Origin of the sequence: Paucibacter sp. Y2R2-4, from assembly GCF_025717535.1 — a bacterium.
Taxonomy (GTDB): Bacteria; Pseudomonadota; Gammaproteobacteria; order Burkholderiales; family Burkholderiaceae_C; genus Paucibacter_A.
In genome coordinates this window covers 834,562-855,473 of sequence record NZ_JAJIRO010000003.1, presented here as the reverse complement: position 1 = coordinate 855,473, position 20,912 = coordinate 834,562, and the positions used below count along the sequence as shown (strand labels likewise).

The window sequence follows — 20,912 nt, the reverse complement described above, 5'->3', positions numbered from 1 at the left end:
ATCCTTCAAGCTTCGAATGATTTTTACCAATACTTAGCAACAGTATTGCGATCTATTGAACAACTCCGTTTTCAAGGAAGCGTAGTCGTCAGTAGTTGACTAACACCTCCCACAGTCCGGACCTGAATGGTCTTGCGCGACGCGCCAAGTGGCGTTGTTAAGCTGATCCCCGTGTTGCTCGAGTAAACGTCTACACCATAAGCCCTGCTGATGTCGAGTATTTGAAAATCGGGCAAAAGAATGCTGGTTACTCCCTCGGAGTAACCCGTACCCGTAAGGGTGAGCGCATTCCCATTCGGCGCTGTAGCACTGGTGAGAGTCGGCACGATTTGCAAGAAGATGCCGACGGTGTCACGAGCAAGGCGGACCGTGCCGGTGGCGGCGTTGGTGGGCACGACCACGGTGAGAGAGTTGCCGTCTGCTGCCACGCTGGACGCTGCGATGGCCTGCTCGAAGAGGTTGCCGGAGTCATCCATGACACTGAAGACTACGGACTCGCCCGCACGCAGGCCTGCGCCGTTGAGTGTGATGGTCTGACCGGTGTTGGCCGAAGCCACGCCGGCGTTGGTGGGCGTGCCACTGCTCGCGTTGGCGGTGATGCCGGAAAGATGTGAAACCCCAGCAGCCAATCGCTCAATGGTTAGCGCGTAGCCTCCGGTGTAGCTTCCATTGCCACCAGAGTTCGCGGTATTGGGGTTGTAGGCGGTGTTGTTGTAGCCGCTGATGCCGATGTAGTACGTACCAGCGGTGGGAGCGACCCAGCGCAGCGACGCGGAATCCCCCGACCAGCGATAGCCATTGAGCAGTTCGCGGCCCGAGGCATCGAACAGACGCAGATAGACCGGGTTGTTGTTGGAGACCGAGAGCGTGATCTGCTCAGCCGCACGCAACTCAACACGATAGAGGTCCACATCGAGCTGGGACCCAATACTGGCATTGATCCGGAGGCTCTGGTTGGGTGCCAAGTCAGTGCTCAACGCGGACGAAAGCGTGTCGCCTCCATCCGCGGTGGGTGTGAGCGCGGGGAGCACCGTGAAGAGAGCGCCCGCACGCAAAGTGCCGACGCCACCAGCGGTGGAGACCGTGATGACGCCAGCAGAGACGCCAGCCGGCACGGTCAGCGTGATGAGTTGCTGATCCCGATAGTTCGGATTGCTGCTGTCGTTGATCGTGCGCACGGTGAAGTTACCCACACCCTGCCCGTCGATGCTGATGACCAGATCATTGACGGTCAGACCGGTTCCCTCCAACACGATGGTGTTGCCTGCTGCCACCGTGCCGCCATAGGCGCGCAGGGTCGGCGCAATCTGCAGCTTGATGCTGGTGCCGCTGCCCAACACCGTGACGTCACCCGTGCGAGCCAAAGCTGGCACTTCGATGGTCAGCGTGGTGCCGTTGTTGGACACACTGCCCGTGCGGGTGATGGTGCCCAGCTTGCCGCTGTCGTCGATGCCCTGGAATTGCACCAAGGTGTTATTCGTGAAGCCTTGGCCGATAAGGGTGATGAACTGACCCGTGATCGCCCAGGGCTGGCTGGCGTCGGTAGGCGCTGTGTTCTGACCGCTACTGGGCACGGTGATGCTGCTGAACTGCGACAGCGGCTGCACGCCGTAGGCATAGCCAGGCAATTCAACCCAGCCCCCCTCGGTGGTGATGCGTACCGGGCCGTCCAGGGTGAGCGGAGCCACAACGTTGAAGCTGTTGTTGCGGTTGCCCGAGACGTCGAAGATGTTGGTGACGGTGTCGGGGTCGACAATGCTCACACCGCCCACGGTCAGCGTGGTCGCACCTTCCATGAAGCCCGAGCCGTTCAAGGTGAAGGCGTTGTCGGTGCCAGGAGCACCGTTCATGCTGGCGAGCGTTGGGACAATCTGCAGCCTGATGCTTGCGCTTGCACCGTAGGTCTGCACCGAGCGGCTGTCGTTGTAGCCGTTGGCGAAGGATTCACGCCAGAGAGTCTTGCCATCGGCGCTCACCTGCAGCACGTCAGGCCCAACGCTGGGGTTGCTGCCGTCCCAGGTGTCGATGATGTAAGCATCGAAGCTGAGCGTATAAGTCTGGCCGGCAGTCAGGCCCGTGAGATTCAGAGTCTGGCTGGCGTTGTTGAAGCGCCCAGAGAACTCACCGAAGGTGGCTAGGGCCTCCTTGTTGGTACTTCGATTGCTCCAATTCGTCTTGGAACCGCCCTCGAAGTTGTCGCGGAAGATCTCCGTGGCGCCTTGCTTGACAATGACGTTGTCGAGACCCCAGCTCTCGTTGTTCAGGGCCTCTAGCCCGCCGTCCGCAAAGCGGATTGTGGCCGTGTCGCTGCCGGCCGTGAAGGTGGTGGTGATGCCACGGTAGATGGCATCGGTATAGGAGCTGCCAAAGCCCAGGTCACGTCCACCGATGCCGGTGTTGACCACACGCACGTCACCCGAGCTGGCGAGGTCGGGCACAAGGACTTGCAAGCGGGTGCCGCTGGCGTCAATGAGGCTGGGCTTGATGGACACGACAGCGGTATTGCCAGCGTTGTCGCGGGTATTGAAGAGCACCTGCGTGTTTGCGCCGAAATTGGTGCCGATCAACTCAATCACCTGGCCGACGTTGGCCGCGGCCACACCGTTCTGGGCCGCGGTGCCCTGCAACTGAATGGCGTTAACTTGCGTCAGCGTGGCCGGCAGGGTGGCGTAGTCCATGCTGCTCAGACTGATGCTAAAAATCGAGCCCGAGGTAGAAGACACACGCAGCGTGCCGTCAGCCGCGAAGGCCAAGCCGGAGATGCTGCCGCTGCTGAACTGGCGGCTGATATCCACACGGCGCTGCTCGACGCCGGCGCGGTTGACCTGTACCAGTTGGCTGCCGCCGTTGGCGCCACCGATCCAGAAGTCGCCTGTGCTCGGATCGATGGCCATGCCGGCCCAGCTCTGGATGTTGATCGGCAGGTTGACCTTGGCGATCTCGGCCCCGTTGGTTGGGTTGAGCTCGATGAGTTGGTTGTAGTTCTGCGAGAGGGCAAACAGGTGGCCGCTGGTGGCGTCAAAGAGGCCGGCGGTGAAGGTGTAGTTCGTGGGTGGAGAGAGCTTGGCAATGACGCTGCCAGTGCTCGGATTGACGGCCACGATCTGGTTGTAGTTGCCATTGAACAGCAGCAGGCTGCCGGCAGGCACGCTCTTGCCGCCCAAGCTCATGGCCTGAGGCAGCACTTGCAGGCCAGCATAGTTGGCGGTGTAACTGCCACCAAAATTCGTGCCGTCCAAGGTGATAGTCTGCAGCACTTGGCCCGATGCCGGGTCGATGCGCAGGATGTGCCCGGGGTTGGTCGTGTCGATCGTCCACAGTGATCCATCGGCAGCCACGGCCACGTCGCTGAGTTGCCCAATGGCGGCCGTGTCACTGCCGGGCCGCACGCTGGTGAGCGTGATGGGCGCCGACGTGCCGCCGGCGGTGGTCACACTCAAGGCGCCCTGCCCATAACGCGTCAGCGTGGCAGCATCGAAGCGAACGTTGCCGCCGTAGTAATAGCCCACATTGGGGTCATAGAAAGCAGAGACATCGGCCCCCGCGTTGATGTCCGTATCCACCACGGCACGACCAGGGAAGCGGTAGGTGCTATTGCCTTCGACAAAGCCGGCTCCATAGAGATTGCCGTTGTCGTCAAAGCTCTTGAGCGTGGGCACGATCTGCAGGAGCGGCTGGCTCGCAGAGCCAAAGATCTGCAGCGTGAACGCACCGTTGGCCTGGATGGGCACCACGAGGGTGGCTTGCTTGCCATCTGCCGAAGCGGCGATGGGGTTGAGCTTGACCAGTTCCAGGTTGCCGCTGTAGTTGGTGAAGCGCAGCAGCACATCGGTATCGGTGGTCAGGCCCGTGCCCACGAGCGTGATGGCTTGGCCGGGGTTGGCCGAGGCTTGGTTCGCATCGGCGGGCGTACCCGACAGGGCGGTGGCCTGCACACTGGTGAGGCTCAGCGAGAAGGTGGCGCTGGTGCCGCCGCCGGTCTTCACGCTGATCGGTCCAAAAACTCCGTTGGACAACGGCACTGTGAGTACCACCTGGCCGTTGATGTATTGGCCGATGCTGTAATCGTAGACCTGCTGCACGTCAGGACCGACGTTAGATCCAGCGTCGGTGATGACCGCGCCGGACGCACCTGTGCCAAAGCGGTACTCGCTGTTGTTGCCTTCCACGAACCCTCGGCCCGTGAGAACCACCACGGCACTGCTCCCGTCAGCACTCACCGACTGCACTTGAACGTTGCTCACTACTGGCACGATCTGCAGCGGGAAGCTTGCACCATTGAAATCGCCGGCCACGCGCACATTGCCGGTGACGGCATTGGCAGGCACCACAACCTGGGCCTGCGTGCCGCCAGCCAGGATGACGGTCGGCCGCACGATAAGTTCACTGCGATTGCCGTTGGCGTCGATGGTCTCGAAGACCACGTCGGTGCTGAAGTCGAAGAGCTGGCCGCTGAGCGTGAGCACCTGGCCGGGGTTGGCCGAGGCATGAGCGCCATTGGCGGCTGAGCCGCTGGTGGCCGTAGCGCTGATGCCGGTGAGCTTGAGCCCAAAGGCTGCGCTGGTGCCGCCCACGGTGCGCACGCTGATCGGGCCCGAGGGCGCGCCAGGAGGCACCGTCAGGCCAAGAGTACTGTTGGTACTGTAAACATCCAGCCCATAGCCGCGACCCAGGTCATTGACACGGGTCGAGCCGAACAGCACAACGCTCGAGCCTTCAGCGAAACCGCTGCCCTGAAGTGTCAAGCCTCCGCCATTGAAGATGCTGCCGTTGCTGGCAGTCACATCGGTGAGAGTCGGCACGATTTGCAAGAAGATGCCGACGGTGTCACGAGCAAGGCGGACCGTGCCGGTGGCGGCGTTGGTGGGCACGACCACGGTGAGAGAGTTGCCGTCTGCTGCCACGCTGGACGCTGCGATGGCCTGCTCGAAGAGGTTGCCGGAGTCATCCATGACACTGAAGACTACGGACTCGCCCGCACGCAGGCCTGCGCCGTTGAGTGTGATGGTCTGACCGGTGTTGGCCGAAGCCACGCCGGCGTTGGTGGGCGTGCCACTGCTCGCGTTGGCGGTGATGCCGGAAAGATGTGAAACCCCAGCAGCCAATCGCTCAATGGTTAGCGCGTAGCCTCCGGTGTAGCTTCCATTGCCACCAGAGTTCGCGGTATTGGGGTTGTAGGCGGTGTTGTTGTAGCCGCTGATGCCGATGTAGTACGTACCAGCGGTGGGAGCGACCCAGCGCAGCGACGCGGAATCCCCCGACCAGCGATAGCCATTGAGCAGTTCGCGGCCCGAGGCATCGAACAGACGCAGATAGACCGGGTTGTTGTTGGAGACCGAGAGCGTGATCTGCTCAGCCGCACGCAACTCAACACGATAGAGGTCCACATCGAGCTGGGACCCAATACTGGCATTGATCCGGAGGCTCTGGTTGGGTGCCAAGTCAGTGCTCAACGCGGACGAAAGCGTGTCGCCTCCATCCGCGGTGGGTGTGAGCGCGGGGAGCACCGTGAAGAGAGCGCCCGCACGCAAAGTGCCGACGCCACCAGCGGTGGAGACCGTGATGACGCCAGCAGAGACGCCAGCCGGCACGGTCAGCGTGATGAGTTGCTGATCCCGATAGTTCGGATTGCTGCTGTCGTTGATCGTGCGCACGGTGAAGTTACCCACACCCTGCCCGTCGATGCTGATGACCAGATCATTGACGGTCAGACCGGTTCCCTCCAACACGATGGTGTTGCCTGCTGCCACCGTGCCGCCATAGGCGCGCAGGGTCGGCGCAATCTGCAGCTTGATGCTGGTGCCGCTGCCCAACACCGTGACGTCACCCGTGCGAGCCAAAGCTGGCACTTCGATGGTCAGCGTGGTGCCGTTGTTGGACACACTGCCCGTGCGGGTGATGGTGCCCAGCTTGCCGCTGTCGTCGATGCCCTGGAATTGCACCAAGGTGTTATTCGTGAAGCCTTGGCCGATAAGGGTGATGAACTGACCCGTGATCGCCCAGGGCTGGCTGGCGTCGGTAGGCGCTGTGTTCTGACCGCTACTGGGCACGGTGATGCTGCTGAACTGCGACAGCGGCTGCACGCCGTAGGCATAGCCAGGCAATTCAACCCAGCCCCCCTCGGTGGTGATGCGTACCGGGCCGTCCAGGGTGAGCGGAGCCACAACGTTGAAGCTGTTGTTGCGGTTGCCCGAGACGTCGAAGATGTTGGTGACGGTGTCGGGGTCGACAATGCTCACACCGCCCACGGTCAGCGTGGTCGCACCTTCCATGAAGCCCGAGCCGTTCAAGGTGAAGGCGTTGTCGGTGCCAGGAGCACCGTTCATGCTGGCGAGCGTTGGGACAATCTGCAGCCTGATGCTTGCGCTTGCACCGTAGGTCTGCACCGAGCGGCTGTCGTTGTAGCCGTTGGCGAAGGATTCACGCCAGAGAGTCTTGCCATCGGCGCTCACCTGCAGCACGTCAGGCCCAACGCTGGGGTTGCTGCCGTCCCAGGTGTCGATGATGTAAGCATCGAAGCTGAGCGTATAAGTCTGGCCGGCAGTCAGGCCCGTGAGATTCAGAGTCTGGCTGGCGTTGTTGAAGCGCCCAGAGAACTCACCGAAGGTGGCTAGGGCCTCCTTGTTGGTACTTCGATTGCTCCAATTCGTCTTGGAACCGCCCTCGAAGTTGTCGCGGAAGATCTCCGTGGCGCCTTGCTTGACAATGACGTTGTCGAGACCCCAGCTCTCGTTGTTCAGGGCCTCTAGCCCGCCGTCCGCAAAGCGGATTGTGGCCGTGTCGCTGCCGGCCGTGAAGGTGGTGGTGATGCCACGGTAGATGGCATCGGTATAGGAGCTGCCAAAGCCCAGGTCACGTCCACCGATGCCGGTGTTGACCACACGCACGTCACCCGAGCTGGCGAGGTCGGGCACAAGGACTTGCAAGCGGGTGCCGCTGGCGTCAATGAGGCTGGGCTTGATGGACACGACAGCGGTATTGCCAGCGTTGTCGCGGGTATTGAAGAGCACCTGCGTGTTTGCGCCGAAATTGGTGCCGATCAACTCAATCACCTGGCCGACGTTGGCCGCGGCCACACCGTTCTGGGCCGCGGTGCCCTGCAACTGAATGGCGTTAACTTGCGTCAGCGTGGCCGGCAGGGTGGCGTAGTCCATGCTGCTCAGACTGATGCTAAAAATCGAGCCCGAGGTAGAAGACACACGCAGCGTGCCGTCAGCCGCGAAGGCCAAGCCGGAGATGCTGCCGCTGCTGAACTGGCGGCTGATATCCACACGGCGCTGCTCGACGCCGGCGCGGTTGACCTGTACCAGTTGGCTGCCGCCGTTGGCGCCACCGATCCAGAAGTCGCCTGTGCTCGGATCGATGGCCATGCCGGCCCAGCTCTGGATGTTGATCGGCAGGTTGACCTTGGCGATCTCGGCCCCGTTGGTTGGGTTGAGCTCGATGAGTTGGTTGTAGTTCTGCGAGAGGGCAAACAGGTGGCCGCTGGTGGCGTCAAAGAGGCCGGCGGTGAAGGTGTAGTTCGTGGGTGGAGAGAGCTTGGCAATGACGCTGCCAGTGCTCGGATTGACGGCCACGATCTGGTTGTAGTTGCCATTGAACAGCAGCAGGCTGCCGGCAGGCACGCTCTTGCCGCCCAAGCTCATGGCCTGAGGCAGCACTTGCAGGCCAGCATAGTTGGCGGTGTAACTGCCACCAAAATTCGTGCCGTCCAAGGTGATAGTCTGCAGCACTTGGCCCGATGCCGGGTCGATGCGCAGGATGTGCCCGGGGTTGGTCGTGTCGATCGTCCACAGTGATCCATCGGCAGCCACGGCCACGTCGCTGAGTTGCCCAATGGCGGCCGTGTCACTGCCGGGCCGCACGCTGGTGAGCGTGATGGGCGCCGACGTGCCGCCGGCGGTGGTCACACTCAAGGCGCCCTGCCCATAACGCGTCAGCGTGGCAGCATCGAAGCGAACGTTGCCGCCGTAGTAATAGCCCACATTGGGGTCATAGAAAGCAGAGACATCGGCCCCCGCGTTGATGTCCGTATCCACCACGGCACGACCAGGGAAGCGGTAGGTGCTATTGCCTTCGACAAAGCCGGCTCCATAGAGATTGCCGTTGTCGTCAAAGCTCTTGAGCGTGGGCACGATCTGCAGGAGCGGCTGGCTCGCAGAGCCAAAGATCTGCAGCGTGAACGCACCGTTGGCCTGGATGGGCACCACGAGGGTGGCTTGCTTGCCATCTGCCGAAGCGGCGATGGGGTTGAGCTTGACCAGTTCCAGGTTGCCGCTGTAGTTGGTGAAGCGCAGCAGCACATCGGTATCGGTGGTCAGGCCCGTGCCCACGAGCGTGATGGCTTGGCCGGGGTTGGCCGAGGCTTGGTTCGCATCGGCGGGCGTACCCGACAGGGCGGTGGCCTGCACACTGGTGAGGCTCAGCGAGAAGGTGGCGCTGGTGCCGCCGCCGGTCTTCACGCTGATCGGTCCAAAAACTCCGTTGGACAACGGCACTGTGAGTACCACCTGGCCGTTGATGTATTGGCCGATGCTGTAATCGTAGACCTGCTGCACGTCAGGACCGACGTTAGATCCAGCGTCGGTGATGACCGCGCCGGACGCACCTGTGCCAAAGCGGTACTCGCTGTTGTTGCCTTCCACGAACCCTCGGCCCGTGAGAACCACCACGGCACTGCTCCCGTCAGCACTCACCGACTGCACTTGAACGTTGCTCACTACTGGCACGATCTGCAGCGGGAAGCTTGCACCATTGAAATCGCCGGCCACGCGCACATTGCCGGTGACGGCATTGGCAGGCACCACAACCTGGGCCTGCGTGCCGCCAGCCAGGATGACGGTCGGCCGCACGATAAGTTCACTGCGATTGCCGTTGGCGTCGATGGTCTCGAAGACCACGTCGGTGCTGAAGTCGAAGAGCTGGCCGCTGAGCGTGAGCACCTGGCCGGGGTTGGCCGAGGCATGAGCGCCATTGGCGGCTGAGCCGCTGGTGGCCGTAGCGCTGATGCCGGTGAGCTTGAGCCCAAAGGCTGCGCTGGTGCCGCCCACGGTGCGCACGCTGATCGGGCCCGAGGGCGCGCCAGGAGGCACCGTCAGGCCAAGAGTACTGTTGGTACTGTAAACATCCAGCCCATAGCCGCGACCCAGGTCATTGACACGGGTCGAGCCGAACAGCACAACGCTCGAGCCTTCAGCGAAACCGCTGCCCTGAAGTGTCAAGCCTCCGCCATTGAAGATGCTGCCGTTGCTGGCAGTCACATCGGTGAGAGTCGGCACGATTTGCAAGAAGATGCCGACGGTGTCACGAGCAAGGCGGACCGTGCCGGTGGCGGCGTTGGTGGGCACGACCACGGTGAGAGAGTTGCCGTCTGCTGCCACGCTGGACGCTGCGATGGCCTGCTCGAAGAGGTTGCCGGAGTCATCCATGACACTGAAGACTACGGACTCGCCCGCACGCAGGCCTGCGCCGTTGAGTGTGATGGTCTGACCGGTGTTGGCCGAAGCCACGCCGGCGTTGGTGGGCGTGCCACTGCTCGCGTTGGCGGTGATGCCGGAAAGATGTGAAACCCCAGCAGCCAATCGCTCAATGGTTAGCGCGTAGCCTCCGGTGTAGCTTCCATTGCCACCAGAGTTCGCGGTATTGGGGTTGTAGGCGGTGTTGTTGTAGCCGCTGATGCCGATGTAGTACGTACCAGCGGTGGGAGCGACCCAGCGCAGCGACGCGGAATCCCCCGACCAGCGATAGCCATTGAGCAGTTCGCGGCCCGAGGCATCGAACAGACGCAGATAGACCGGGTTGTTGTTGGAGACCGAGAGCGTGATCTGCTCAGCCGCACGCAACTCAACACGATAGAGGTCCACATCGAGCTGGGACCCAATACTGGCATTGATCCGGAGGCTCTGGTTGGGTGCCAAGTCAGTGCTCAACGCGGACGAAAGCGTGTCGCCTCCATCCGCGGTGGGTGTGAGCGCGGGGAGCACCGTGAAGAGAGCGCCCGCACGCAAAGTGCCGACGCCACCAGCGGTGGAGACCGTGATGACGCCAGCAGAGACGCCAGCCGGCACGGTCAGCGTGATGAGTTGCTGATCCCGATAGTTCGGATTGCTGCTGTCGTTGATCGTGCGCACGGTGAAGTTACCCACACCCTGCCCGTCGATGCTGATGACCAGATCATTGACGGTCAGACCGGTTCCCTCCAACACGATGGTGTTGCCTGCTGCCACCGTGCCGCCATAGGCGCGCAGGGTCGGCGCAATCTGCAGCTTGATGCTGGTGCCGCTGCCCAACACCGTGACGTCACCCGTGCGAGCCAAAGCTGGCACTTCGATGGTCAGCGTGGTGCCGTTGTTGGACACACTGCCCGTGCGGGTGATGGTGCCCAGCTTGCCGCTGTCGTCGATGCCCTGGAATTGCACCAAGGTGTTATTCGTGAAGCCTTGGCCGATAAGGGTGATGAACTGACCCGTGATCGCCCAGGGCTGGCTGGCGTCGGTAGGCGCTGTGTTCTGACCGCTACTGGGCACGGTGATGCTGCTGAACTGCGACAGCGGCTGCACGCCGTAGGCATAGCCAGGCAATTCAACCCAGCCCCCCTCGGTGGTGATGCGTACCGGGCCGTCCAGGGTGAGCGGAGCCACAACGTTGAAGCTGTTGTTGCGGTTGCCCGAGACGTCGAAGATGTTGGTGACGGTGTCGGGGTCGACAATGCTCACACCGCCCACGGTCAGCGTGGTCGCACCTTCCATGAAGCCCGAGCCGTTCAAGGTGAAGGCGTTGTCGGTGCCAGGAGCACCGTTCATGCTGGCGAGCGTTGGGACAATCTGCAGCCTGATGCTTGCGCTTGCACCGTAGGTCTGCACCGAGCGGCTGTCGTTGTAGCCGTTGGCGAAGGATTCACGCCAGAGAGTCTTGCCATCGGCGCTCACCTGCAGCACGTCAGGCCCAACGCTGGGGTTGCTGCCGTCCCAGGTGTCGATGATGTAAGCATCGAAGCTGAGCGTATAAGTCTGGCCGGCAGTCAGGCCCGTGAGATTCAGAGTCTGGCTGGCGTTGTTGAAGCGCCCAGAGAACTCACCGAAGGTGGCTAGGGCCTCCTTGTTGGTACTTCGATTGCTCCAATTCGTCTTGGAACCGCCCTCGAAGTTGTCGCGGAAGATCTCCGTGGCGCCTTGCTTGACAATGACGTTGTCGAGACCCCAGCTCTCGTTGTTCAGGGCCTCTAGCCCGCCGTCCGCAAAGCGGATTGTGGCCGTGTCGCTGCCGGCCGTGAAGGTGGTGGTGATGCCACGGTAGATGGCATCGGTATAGGAGCTGCCAAAGCCCAGGTCACGTCCACCGATGCCGGTGTTGACCACACGCACGTCACCCGAGCTGGCGAGGTCGGGCACAAGGACTTGCAAGCGGGTGCCGCTGGCGTCAATGAGGCTGGGCTTGATGGACACGACAGCGGTATTGCCAGCGTTGTCGCGGGTATTGAAGAGCACCTGCGTGTTTGCGCCGAAATTGGTGCCGATCAACTCAATCACCTGGCCGACGTTGGCCGCGGCCACACCGTTCTGGGCCGCGGTGCCCTGCAACTGAATGGCGTTAACTTGCGTCAGCGTGGCCGGCAGGGTGGCGTAGTCCATGCTGCTCAGACTGATGCTAAAAATCGAGCCCGAGGTAGAAGACACACGCAGCGTGCCGTCAGCCGCGAAGGCCAAGCCGGAGATGCTGCCGCTGCTGAACTGGCGGCTGATATCCACACGGCGCTGCTCGACGCCGGCGCGGTTGACCTGTACCAGTTGGCTGCCGCCGTTGGCGCCACCGATCCAGAAGTCGCCTGTGCTCGGATCGATGGCCATGCCGGCCCAGCTCTGGATGTTGATCGGCAGGTTGACCTTGGCGATCTCGGCCCCGTTGGTTGGGTTGAGCTCGATGAGTTGGTTGTAGTTCTGCGAGAGGGCAAACAGGTGGCCGCTGGTGGCGTCAAAGAGGCCGGCGGTGAAGGTGTAGTTCGTGGGTGGAGAGAGCTTGGCAATGACGCTGCCAGTGCTCGGATTGACGGCCACGATCTGGTTGTAGTTGCCATTGAACAGCAGCAGGCTGCCGGCAGGCACGCTCTTGCCGCCCAAGCTCATGGCCTGAGGCAGCACTTGCAGGCCAGCATAGTTGGCGGTGTAACTGCCACCAAAATTCGTGCCGTCCAAGGTGATAGTCTGCAGCACTTGGCCCGATGCCGGGTCGATGCGCAGGATGTGCCCGGGGTTGGTCGTGTCGATCGTCCACAGTGATCCATCGGCAGCCACGGCCACGTCGCTGAGTTGCCCAATGGCGGCCGTGTCACTGCCGGGCCGCACGCTGGTGAGCGTGATGGGCGCCGACGTGCCGCCGGCGGTGGTCACACTCAAGGCGCCCTGCCCATAACGCGTCAGCGTGGCAGCATCGAAGCGAACGTTGCCGCCGTAGTAATAGCCCACATTGGGGTCATAGAAAGCAGAGACATCGGCCCCCGCGTTGATGTCCGTATCCACCACGGCACGACCAGGGAAGCGGTAGGTGCTATTGCCTTCGACAAAGCCGGCTCCATAGAGATTGCCGTTGTCGTCAAAGCTCTTGAGCGTGGGCACGATCTGCAGGAGCGGCTGGCTCGCAGAGCCAAAGATCTGCAGCGTGAACGCACCGTTGGCCTGGATGGGCACCACGAGGGTGGCTTGCTTGCCATCTGCCGAAGCGGCGATGGGGTTGAGCTTGACCAGTTCCAGGTTGCCGCTGTAGTTGGTGAAGCGCAGCAGCACATCGGTATCGGTGGTCAGGCCCGTGCCCACGAGCGTGATGGCTTGGCCGGGGTTGGCCGAGGCTTGGTTCGCATCGGCGGGCGTACCCGACAGGGCGGTGGCCTGCACACTGGTGAGGCTCAGCGAGAAGGTGGCGCTGGTGCCGCCGCCGGTCTTCACGCTGATCGGTCCAAAAACTCCGTTGGACAACGGCACTGTGAGTACCACCTGGCCGTTGATGTATTGGCCGATGCTGTAATCGTAGACCTGCTGCACGTCAGGACCGACGTTAGATCCAGCGTCGGTGATGACCGCGCCGGACGCACCTGTGCCAAAGCGGTACTCGCTGTTGTTGCCTTCCACGAACCCTCGGCCCGTGAGAACCACCACGGCACTGCTCCCGTCAGCACTCACCGACTGCACTTGAACGTTGCTCACTACTGGCACGATCTGCAGCGGGAAGGTTCCGTCCGGATAGTCAGTACGGATACCATCCACCATGCCGTAGACGGTGACGTCACCCGTCACCGCATTGGTGGGCACCGTGAAATAGGCGATGCCCTTGCTGCTGTCCCAACGGGTGGCGCTGACCGTGGTGGTCGAGCGGTTGCCATTGGCATCGATCAAACCAAATTGAGCCCGACCACTAGCGGGATCGAACGGAACCGAGATCCCGATCTGTTGCATCGGGTTCGCAGACGGTGCGGTCAAGATTTCAGGTGTACCCACCGTTGCGCGCACATCGCTGGCCGGGCGGATGGTGAACTTGCGGACGATGTCCGCACCCAGCTTGTTGCCCGCCTTGTCGCTGATGGCCGAGCCCTGAATGGTGAGCTGATAGTCACCTGGGGGCAAATAGCCACTGGTCAAAACGGAAACGCGTTGACCTTGCGAACGGAAGTCCAGCGTCACGGGCGCGACCACATCGTCGGCCGTGCCGAACTTGCCGTCGGCACCAGCGCGCACCAGTTGCACGGCGGCGGTGGTGAGGCGTGCCGTGTCCAGCGGCTCGTCAAAAGCAAAGTCCACCGAGCGGACGAAGAAGCGTTTGGCACCCTCCTCCACGCTGACGGACTTCAGCACCGGCGCAAAGGTGTCGGGCACCACGTCGTAGACGATGGCGTCGCTCAGCGTGGCGTTGCCGCCGGTGTCAGTGGCGCGCACCTGGATGCGGAGCTTGTTGCCCGCTGCCGCAATAGTGGGCACCTGAGCGGTGAAGTCGAAGGGGAAGGACGGGTCGTTGGCCACGACCACGCCGTTCACCAGCAGTTCTACATTGCGCACCTGCACGTCGTCGGTCACGGCGGGCCGCACGGTGAAGCTGCGGCCTTCGAGCACCTGCGTGCCGGTGGTGGCCGGGTCGGCATCGGTGGCGTCCACCACCACGCTGACCGTCGGCGCCTTGCCCTTGGTGTCGAAGCTGGCGTAGTTGACGATCTGCAGGCCGCCCGTGCCGTCGGCGACGAAGGCCAGGCCATTGGCCAGGGCCAGGCCGCGCGGCGCGGCAGGCAGGTTGATCTGGGTGACAAAGCGGTCGGTGCGGGTGGGGTCGGACACATCCACCACATGCAGCACATTGCCGATGCCATTGAGGCTGCCCACGGCCACGCCCAGGCCCGAGCCATTGGCGGCAAAGGCCCCGCCGGCGATGTTGACCGCATCTGGCCCACTTAGCAGAGCCATCTTGGTGGGGTCGCGCACATCCACCGTGCTGAAACCCTGCTGGAAGGCGCTGCCCGCGCCGGCATAGGCCACGCCGCCGCCGACGAACAGGTTGGTGGCTGAAGACGGCAGGGTCAGCGAGTTCAGCAGAGTAAGCACATCGCCGTTGATGCCGATGGCGCGGAAGACATTCGACGCGTCCAGCGTGAAGAGCGTGTTGCCGTCGATGGCGATGTCGAGCAGGGTGCTGCCACTCAGGGCGCCGAGGTCGACCGTCGCGTGTTGCTCGCCGGTGTTCAGGTCGACAGCTGCGATGTTGGTGCCGGTGGCGACGTAGGCGATGCCGTCGCGGACTTTGACGTGGGTGGCGGGGCTTGGGAAGGTGACGGTTTGAACTAGGCGCGGTGAAGCAAGGGTGGAAATGTCGACGATGTGGAGGCCGGCGTCGTTGGCGGCGATTGCAGCTAGGCCGCGATTGGCATCTGCTGCGACGTCGGCGCTGTTGCCGGGCAGACCAATCTCAGCCAACCCCTGGGGCTTTGTAAACTGAGACACGTCAATAACAGCCAGTCCTTGTGTGCCTGTAGCAACCAAGGCGGTCAACTTGTCACCAACTCTTGTGCCATCAATAACTACCACCTGTTGCGCATTGCCCTTTAGAGCAACGGCGCCAACCAAACCAGTAGGTATACCTATACCGCCAAGTGGATCAAGCCCTTGCAAAATCTCCGCAAGGTCAGAAATACCATCATGATCAGAATCTTGTTTGGAAGCCGAGGTGCCGATTATTTCTTCTGCCGCATCTGCCAAACCATCAAAATCACTGTCTCGAAGGCTACCATTTGGCGTGAATGGTTGAATTCGCCCGTTCGCCATCCCATTGATCGTGTAACTATTGACTCCGCTACTTCCCGTTGAAATTATTGCGTAACCATAAGAGTTCGATTGAATATCGTAAGTGCTTACAAAAAATTTTGAATTTGCGGCCAATACTCCGTCTATTGACCCATCTCGACCGACCCCTCTGAGAACCACATTGTTCGCAGCATCTACGATCGAATAAAAGGTGTTTGTCTTGCCGTCGGAGTTCGGCAAACCGCTGGCTTCGATAGTTTCGTGCTGAATTAGCATCGAATAAGTGCGCTCTACTTCACGAAGCAGGTTATCCACATCAGGCAACGAAGTGTAAGCATCGGCCATTTTCTGGCAAGCCAAGGAGTAGGCAAGTAAGCCGTCTCTAACTACATCGGAGGTGACGTCAATGTTTTTTGATAGATCTGCGATTGCAATTGAAAATGCATCCAAGCCATTCGCGCTCTTGACGGAGTCTCCAAAAATATCCAGGAAAACAATGTTTCCTCCAGAGATCGTCATGAATACGTCTCTTCCAAAGTCTGGCAAAACAGTTTTAAGACTATTGCCGTAAATGCTTTGCAAAGCAGCTGTCATTTCATTGGCAGCGGCCTCTTGCCTCTGTAGGAACGTGATAACAGATTCAAGACCTTGACTGCTAAAAGACGTATCGCTTGCCATCAGAAGTTGCGACTCACGGCCGAGAATTCCATTCTCGTCTAAACAGTCCTTTGCCCGGTTATATAAGTCCCTGAGACTAAGGCCCACACCGAGCCAACCCAGCGCCTTACCGGCTTTACTTGCTAAGCTAGATCCGCGACCAATTACTTCGGAACTAGTGAGTCCGAAACGGGTGTTTGTGATGGTTGTAACAGTTCGTGGCGAGTCTTCCGGCAGAAAACCAAGGCCCGTACCAACAACACTCGTTGCACCAAACTCCGCAAGGGCTTGACCTCGCTCTTGGGGTGTTTGACCATTCCACTGGCGATACTCGTCATATGCTCCCAAAGCTGCGCCTGCCAGACCGAGTCCAATTACTACCGGCGCACTGACTGTGCTAGCCAAGCCGATGGCTGCTCCACCGAGCGCAAGTCCGGCCAGGGATAGTCCAACTCCTGTGGGGTCACATTTGGGGTCCGGTTTCTTCGGTGGATCGTTCGGCACCGTCAAGGAGCAGCCTGGTGGCGTTGGCCCATACCAGCCTGGGGCCAGAATTCCTGATCCCGCATCCGATACAACTGCCTTACCGTCCGGTGAAACCGTCCCTGTTCCAGTAATCACCAAACGACCGGTGTTGTGATCAAAGCTAAAGATTGAAGTTTTCTCTCCGGGCGCCATCCCGTAAACATTCGGAAATCTTAGTTCTACTGGTGTTTGGAAACTAGCAACCCCCGGCGCCTGAATAGTCATTGCCACCGTGATGCCAGTCAAGCCCGCTGGCATCATGTCTTTGATGAGTTCGGGCGGCACGGTGTTCACACCGATCTTCACGTCAGTAAGCACCTTGCCGTCCGCTCCCACGGCTGAGCCTGGCGCGACCACGAGCTTGAGCTCACCCCGCTGCTCATCCGTCAGATCCGGCGCCGACTTCTCGTCCACGGTGATCGTGGTCTGGGCGGTGTTGCTCACGGTCTGCAACGCGCTGGTCTGCACCCTTGGCAGGTAGACCTCCTGCCGATCCGCGTTCTCGTTTTGGCTCTGAGTGGAGCCCATACTGCCCATCAGCGTGTTGGTGATGCCGGGGCGCAGCGTGGTATCCATCACCATCTCGGGCCAGAAGATGCCGTCCGGGGTGTTGGTGGCCGTTCTGCCGTCGATGCCCACCTTGACGTTGCCCACCGGCACGTTGTCGAAGCTAAAGTTGCCGTTGGCGTCGGTGTAGGTGACCAGGTCGGGCCGGCCCACGATGAAGACCTTGGCGTGGACGATGGGGTTCAAGAAAACGTCGTCGGCCGTGTGGATGACGCCGTCGGGCCCGCGACGGATGTCGTCGAAGGTCATGGGCAGCAGGTCGGCGCCGGGGTCCACGACCTTGCCACTGAGCTTGGCGCCGAGCACGCTGGTGGTGCTGACGGTGGTGAAGCTCCAGGCGAAGTCTCCGCCTGCGCTGCCATTGCTGTCGCCATCCAAGAAGGCGCCGTCACCCGCAGCTCGGATGGACGAGCCCTTGAGGTGCAAGGTGACGTTGGAGCCACCGGGCATGGGGTTGGTGAAAAACAGCCAGGCGAAGCTGCCGTCCAGGGCCGGCACGATGGTGGCGGGCACCTTTGCGCCATCGGGGCCGGTGGCGTAGAAGCTGTCAGCGGTGAGCGTGGCGGGGTTGACCGCGCGGCTGAAGAAGACTTGCGGGCGGAAGGTCACGCCCACATCGCCGCTTCCGGCGGCTGGGGTGAGCTTGGTGATGGTGAAGGGGGCGAGTTGGTCGAGCTTGACGGTGCGGCTGAGCGTGGTGACATTGCCCGCGGCGTCTTTCGCCGTGAGGGTGAGGGTGTGGTCACCGACGCTGAGGTCGCGCAGCACGAGGGCCTCATCGAATTTGCCAGTGCTGGCGTCAAAGTTGAGCGTGCGGGCGGTGCCGCCGTCGATTTGGTAGCTCAGGCTGGCCAGGGTGGAGCCATTCGGGGCGGCAGTGCCGGTCAGGCGGGAACTTGCGGAGAGCTTGTCGCCATCGGCCAGGCTGCTCAGGTTGACCGTGGGGGCCTTGGTGTCGAGTGTGAAACTGCGGCTCAGCTCCTTGCTGACGTTGCCTGCCGCGTCTTTGGCGATGATGCTGATGGCGTGAACGCCATCGGCCGTGCCATCGAGCTTGAAGCTGGGGCTGAAGCTGAAGCGGCCGGTGGCATCCAGGGTCAGGTCTTGCCAGGCGCCTTGGTCCACACTCACCTGAGCACTGGCCACGCCAGAAAGGTTGTCCAGCACTTGGCCGGTGAGTTTGGGGTTGGTGTTGCTGGCAGCAGGGCTGTCAGCCAGGGCAATGGTGGGTGCCTGCTTGTCTTCGGTCAGTGCAAAGCGGTCGAGCACGGCCTTGCCCACCTTGGCGCCGAGTTGCTTGCCTGCTTCGTTGTCGAAGGTGGTGTGGATGCCCCCATAGATACGGCTCATGCCCGCTTCATCAGCAGCCTGGCTGAAGCTGGTGAAGTTGCGAGTGACACCCGGCAGGGTGGCGCTGGTGGTGGCAAAAGCGGTGTTGTCACCAAAGGTGGCGGCCAACACGGAGGCCGCGGCTGCGCTGAAGCTGCTGTGACCCGACACATAGCTGGGGTGTGGCGGCGTGATGAGCAACGGCGCCCAGTTGGCGTCTTGCGTGGTGGCGGCATTGCCGTCTTGATCGGCATTCTGGATGGCGGTGACTGGGCGCCAGAGGTCGAAGTTGTATTTGGTGTCCCAGCAGGCGATGGCCGCATCGGCCAGGGCCACATTGAGCTGCGCCATCAAGCGCGCATTTGCACTGAGGGAGTTGCCCTTGGCCAAAGCCACCTGCTCGGCGATTTGGTTCCAATGGCCAGGCGGCGTGTAACTGCCAGCGCCATCGGCCCAAAAGTGGGCTTGTTGGGTTTGGTCGGCAGTGCGGGTACTGCCCGTGGCGCTGCCCAGGCTCTTGACTTGGTTGAGCGCGGCGGCGTACTCGGCCGAATCCAGGCTCGGCGGCGGCGGCGCGCGGAACTCACTGGGCGAGGTCAAGGCAAACGGTGTGACCTGTGCCCACTGAGGATCTTGTGCTACCAGGAACATGGGGCCTGTGGGGCGCCACTTGCCGATGGCGGTGCTACCGTCATCGGCCACAAAGTTCAGATAGCCGTCATTGGCGCGGATCTCGATGATGGCTCGCGCAATGCTTTCGCCCAAGGCAATGCCAGCAGCTTTGGCCGAGCTTTCGGGGATAGCGCCCAGACTGGTCGCAAGCGCAGCATCGAAGCTGGCACGTTGGCCGGGATATAGGGCGTAAAGCACACGGTAAGCCGCTTGAGCGGCAGCCGCTTGGGCGCTCACATCCCCTGTTGCCGAGCGCTGGACCAGGAATGCGGGTGTGCCTTCTATCGCCGCCAAAGCGTCGTACTGAGCCAAGCTCATGGCGGCCAGCACACGTGTCGCGACCGGCGGGTCCGTGACATCAAGCTGGATAGCACGCAGAGCCACCTGGTTCCACGCCAGCACCGCGTCGGGCTGGGTATTGGCATTGCGAGTGATGGTTCGAGAGAGGCTGCTGCTGTTGCCAGCCGCGTCGGTCACGGTCAATTCAATCAGATTGGCGCCGGTCTTGAGGGCAACGCCTGGCAATACAAACGCACCGCCCAAGCCCGCCACTCCTGAAAGGCCCTGAGCGGCCAATTGCACGGTGGCACCAGCTTCGGCCAGGCCCTTGAGCTGCACCGTTGCAGCCGAAGTTTCGTCACCTGCGGCATTGCTTGCGTCAGCAACGCTCAAACCAAAGCTGGTCAGCTGCGGATTATGGGTATCAAGAGTGAACCGAGTCCTGGCGACTGAGGAGGTGTTCCCTGCCGCATCGGAGACTTGCATGCGCAAGTCGTGGGCGCCGTCAGCGAGTTTTCCGCCAGCGAGAGTATCCAGCACAGCTCGGCTGACAGTGAAGCTCCCGTCTGGGCCCAGCAGGCTAGACAAATCAGTCCAGCTCAAGACATCACTGACGGGGTCCAATGCAGCAAAGAGCTTGGCAACCCCAACGTCATCGGTGGCCGCACCCTTCACAGTCGGGTCAGCGGTAATTGCATCTTGCTTGGATACACCCGTGTCATTCGCCAATGACAGACTCAGCTTTGGAGGCTCTGCATCACCCGGCGCACTCCGGGTGATCACAAGTCGGAGCGTGCGTGTGTTGCCCGCTAGATCGGTGGCGCGGAAGTCAAAGGCGTTTTCGCCTAGATCGAGACTGATGGATGCAAAGCTGAAAGTACCGGCTGCGGTCGCAGCAATACTGGCCAAATCAGCCGATGCACCGGCCTTGCGCAGCGAGATAAAGGCCTTTGCTTCAGATGTACCTTCCAAGGTAACGATGGACTTGGAAGTGTTGGTGTCCCCCTGGGTGCCCGTGTCACTGTCTGCCGCAAGCCTTGCCGTCAATTCAGGCGATTGGGAGTCAAAGGTAAAAACTCGCTCGCGCACCACGGACTTGTTGCCGGCGGCGTCAAATGCCTGAACCCGCAAAGTATGAATGCCCTCTGTGAGCGAGCCACCAGCGAGGCCATCCAGAATTGCCCGATTGAATTTGAAACTACCGTCAGCGGCGACCAGATTGGTCAGCTCCGTCCATGTTGACGCATCGCTTACCGGATCCAGTATGGCGAGCAAACGAGTAACACCGACGTTATCCGACGCTTTGCCAACAAAACTGGCATCAGAAGTGATACCGTCACTTACCGATGAACCTGTGTCATTGAGCAATTCCAAAGTCAATAAAGGAGCCTCGGCATCGGGAGCAGGAACCCTGGTAAGGACCAAGCTGCGCTTGGTGAGATTGCCCGAAGCGTCGCTCACGGCGATTTCAAAGGCGTTGTCGCCAAGGACCAGTGGAACACCTGTAAAGGCGAAGGTCCCAGTGGGCTCCACCGTTGTGCGCGTAATCTCTACATTGCCCCCTGCGCGGCGCAGTACGACGGTCGCTCCCGCCTCACTGAGGCCCAC

1 protein-coding gene is annotated in these 20,912 nt (G+C 61.4%); it reads right to left on the bottom strand.

The features are described from left to right. Positions 1 to 71: 71 nt before the first annotated feature. Positions 72 to 20,351, bottom strand: coding sequence for an Ig-like domain-containing protein (locus LNV06_RS15135; protein ID WP_263539105.1), 20,280 nt, complete (start codon positions 20,349 to 20,351; stop codon positions 72 to 74). Positions 20,352 to 20,912 lie beyond the last annotated feature (561 nt).